Origin of the sequence: Legionella sp. km772 (assembly GCF_003989735.1) — a bacterium.
Lineage (GTDB): Bacteria > Pseudomonadota > Gammaproteobacteria > Legionellales > Legionellaceae > Legionella.
On the sequence record NZ_RZGQ01000248.1, the window covers coordinates 1 to 3,530 of the forward strand.

Genomic DNA, 3,530 nt, shown 5'->3' on the forward strand with positions numbered 1-3,530 from the left:
CATGATCCTTATTTTTATTTAGCGATAAACTATGTATCATAAACCAATTCGTTGGTCGATAACTGCTCTCAAAAATGACTACAAAATTTGGTGGAAGTGTTCAGTAGATTTGAACCATCCCTAAATTTAATTGTTCAACGTCTTTATTAATTGATTCCAGAAATCTTTGCACACTCCTATTAGCATAAGTCGGCCAAGTAACCTCCTTTAACTTCTTCATGGGGGTAGTAGGTGGATGTTCTGGTTCTGGTCTAGGAGCCCGTACAATCACAGGTGTCACTGGGGGGGGCTGAGGTGTTTCGTCCGGTCTGGGAGACCTAAGGTCCTCATAACTGGGTATATGAGAATCCGTCTTGCGTTTAACGCCGGCACCAATAAGGCGGACTTGCTCTTCCCTGGAAAGTTCTTGGGGGATCTTAAATTGTCTTCGTAGAAACTCTAAGGCTCCCGCCTTATGATCAACAGTGTATTTGTCTTTTGAACTGTTATAAACCTCCCATGCATAGTCAATTTTCTTCGTAGCGGACCAGGCATCAATACGTTCAATAGGGATTTTCCCATCAGCTGCAATTAAGAGATGATCTTTGCGTACATCCCGCCTGAACCTATCAAAAAGACCCATGAAATACCTGATATTGATCGGCATGTATAAATTATAGTCATAAATTGTATTTTTTTGCGGTTTATCGCGTGAAGTAAGATAAAAGGTACAGAGAGAGAGGCACTCTAAATAAAATTATTCTTTCATCAAGAGCCATTTTTTAGCCAATTATTTAAAATTCTTCCATTAGAGATGTCGATTTTTACTCAAATTTAGGATAAAGTAGCACCCAAAAAAGTATAAGGTAGCGTTACATTATGTTTAGAAAGTTAAGGGGCGTGTTTTCTAACGATTTATCCATCGATCTAGGAACAGCTAACACATTGATTTACGTTAGGGATAAAGGCATCGTATTAAACGAACCTTCTGTTGTAGCTCTACGGAATGAGTCGGGACAAAAGCGTGTGGCTGCTGTAGGTTTGGAAGCGAAACGCATGCTAGGCAGAACACCTGGCAATATAAATGCTATCAGACCGATGAAAGATGGTGTGATCGCCGATTTCTTTGTTACTGAAAAAATGTTGCAGCATTTTATCCATAAAGTGCATGAAAACAAATTCTTACGTCCCAGCCCACGCGTGCTTGTTTGTGTTCCTTGTGGTTCTACCCAAGTGGAGCGACGGGCTATTCGTGAATCCGCAATGGGAGCTGGTGCGCGCGAAGTATTTCTTATTGAAGAGCCGATGGCTGCTGCTTTGGGTTCTGGGATGCCAGTGGAAGAAGCAAGCGGTTCTATGGTAGTAGACATTGGTGGTGGAACTACTGAAGTCGCTATTATTTCTCTAAGCGGTATTGTTTATCATCAATCAGTTCGTATTGGTGGTGATAAGTTTGATGACGCCATTGTTTCTTATGTACGCCGTAACTACGGTACTTTGATTGGTGAAACTACTGCTGAGCGTATTAAGCATGAGATTGGTTCTGCTTTCCCAAGCCGTGATCTATTTGAAATTGAGGTGCGTGGCCGAAATCTTGCAGAAGGTGTTCCCCGTAGCTTTACTTTAACTAGTGCAGAAATCCTCGAGGCCTTACAAGAGCCTTTATCAGGAATTGTTGGTGCAGTACGTGCCGCTTTAGAATTAGCTCCTCCAGAGTTAGCTGCTGATATAGCAGAGCGAGGTATGGTTTTAACTGGTGGCGGTGCTTTATTGAAAAATATTGACACGCTTCTGATGGAAGAAACTGGCCTACCTGTATTAATTGCTGAAGATCCACTCACTTGTGTTGCTCGTGGTGGCGGTAAAGCTCTAGAAACTATGGATTTACGTGGCGGTGATTTCCTCTCAACAGAATAATAAACATAATCGCTTATTTAGTAGGAGCGGGCATAGTCCGATAGGATTTATGCTTGCTCTGCTATTGTCCATTGCATTAATGTTTTCCGATTATCGTTACCATTATTTAGATAATGTCCGTAGCGGTTTTTCTCTTATTGTTTCTCCTTTGCAATATGCAGTAGATTATCCAGTCCGGGTGGTCGGTTGGGTGCAATCTCTAGTGAGCGCTAAAAAGGCTTTGATTGACGAAAACATGCGTTTACGTTACCAACAAACAGCTTTAGAAGCTGAACTGCAAAAACTCTTAGTCATTCAAAAAGAAAACTCACAATTAAAAGAATTATTATTAACTTCTTCTCAAGCGGATATGAGAGCAATGGCCGCGCAAATTTTAGCGGTAGATACCTCTAACGCACGTCAAATAGTCGTTTTAAACAAGGGCAATCGTGATGGTGTTTACTCTGGTCAGCCGATATTGGATGCCAAAGGGGTTATGGGACAGGTCATTGATGTGGGGCCATTGACTAGTACTGTGCTATTAATTTCCGACTCTAAAAGTGCAGTTCCCGTACGTAATAACCGCACTGGTGAGCGGGCTATTTTGGTGGGGACTAATAGTTTAGACCAATTATCCTTAATTAACCTACCCAAAACTGCATCGATTCATCCCGGGGATGTTTTAGTGACTTCTGGGTTAGGAGGGCGCTACCCTGAAGGTTATCCTGTTGGCAAAGTAGAGAAGGTGACTAGTCTGCCCGGGGAAGATTTTGTAAAAGTTGTGGTGAGTCCTATCGCATTATTAAATCGAAATCGTTTGGTTTTGTTAATTTGGCCTGATTTAGATCAAGAACAACTTACAGCCCAAATCAATGAGCGCTTAAATGTTGGAGATGATGCAGGATGAATGATATTCGTTTAAAATTATTAATAGCATTTATAATCGCTTTAGTGCTTTCTATTTTACCGATGCCACAGTTTATTGCTGCTTTCCGTCCTCCCTGGGTGTTGCTGCTTGTTCTTTATATAGAATACTTTATTCCCGGCAAATTTCATATTACTACCTTATTTCTGGTAGGTTTAGTATTAGATGTTCTGCTGTCTACGGTGATTGGTGAGCATTCTTTTGCCTTATTATTGGTAACATGGCTCGCCTCCACTCGCTCTCGACGCTTTCAATTTTTCTCCATGATGCAACAAATTTTCTTGGTGGGTATTTTTTGTTTCCTCTATGAAGCTATTATCTCCGCTACACATGCCTTATTAGCTTTTAATTACAGCTTATTAATGCCGATTGCTAGCGCTTTATTAAGTATGTTCATTTGGCCTTGGATTCGTTTACTAGGTGATGGCTCACTACTTACCCGCTTAAGCCAACGGACTTCGCTCTGATTGCCAATTAGTGCCCATTTAAACTTAGGCCCTAAGAATAGCAGTTTCAAACTTGCTTTGGATTTAAAGCGTATCTGAAATATTTTTAACGGATCTAAATGAATTGTTGTGTGTTTTTTTGTGCGGGTAGAGAGGAAAATCCGGGATGGTTCAAATCTACTGAACACTTCCACCAAATTTTGTAGTCATTTTTGAGAGCAGTTATCGACCAACGAATTGGTTTATGATACATAGTTTATCGCTAAATAAAAATAAGGATCATG

The 3,530-nt window shown here is 40.8% G+C and carries 4 protein-coding genes; 3 read left to right on the plus strand and 1 reads right to left on the minus strand.

The genetic code is table 11. From position 1 onward, the window contains the following. Positions 1–100 precede the first annotated feature (100 nt). Positions 101–622: a hypothetical protein gene (locus ELY15_RS14640; protein WP_127101316.1), complete on the minus strand. Its 522-nt coding sequence runs from the start codon at positions 620–622 to the stop codon at positions 101–103. A 236-nt stretch (positions 623–858) separates the two neighbouring features. On the opposite strand from ELY15_RS14640, the gene ELY15_RS14645 reads away from it, so the two are divergent. Genes ELY15_RS14645 through mreD form a run of 3 tightly spaced genes read left to right on the plus strand, consistent with a single transcriptional unit; the run spans position 859 to position 3,267 of the window. Further along, the gene (locus ELY15_RS14645; RefSeq protein ID WP_127101318.1) at positions 859–1,896 is read left to right on the plus strand and encodes a rod shape-determining protein; all 1,038 of its coding nucleotides are present in this window, start codon (positions 859–861) and stop codon (positions 1,894–1,896) included. Next, a complete protein-coding gene (mreC, locus tag ELY15_RS14650; protein WP_127101320.1) occupies positions 1,874–2,782 on the plus strand; it encodes a rod shape-determining protein MreC in 909 nt (302 codons plus the stop codon). Before ELY15_RS14645 ends, mreC begins: the two co-directional genes overlap by 23 nt. After that, complete coding sequence (gene mreD, locus ELY15_RS14655; RefSeq protein ID WP_127101322.1) at positions 2,779–3,267, plus strand: rod shape-determining protein MreD; 489 nt, start codon at positions 2,779–2,781, stop codon at positions 3,265–3,267. The genes mreC and mreD overlap by 4 nt, the downstream gene beginning before the upstream one ends. Positions 3,268–3,530 lie beyond the last annotated feature (263 nt).

What these genes read in the sequence shown, in the direction of transcription:
- mreD (WP_127101322.1), top strand. Translation starts at nt 2,779, where the DNA reads ATGAATGATATTCGTTTAAAATTATTAATAGCATTTATAATCGCTTTA.
- ELY15_RS14640 (WP_127101316.1), bottom strand. Translation starts at nt 622, where the DNA reads ATGGGTCTTTTTGATAGGTTCAGGCGGGATGTACGCAAAGATCATCTC.
- ELY15_RS14645 (WP_127101318.1), top strand. Translation starts at nt 859, where the DNA reads ATGTTTAGAAAGTTAAGGGGCGTGTTTTCTAACGATTTATCCATCGAT.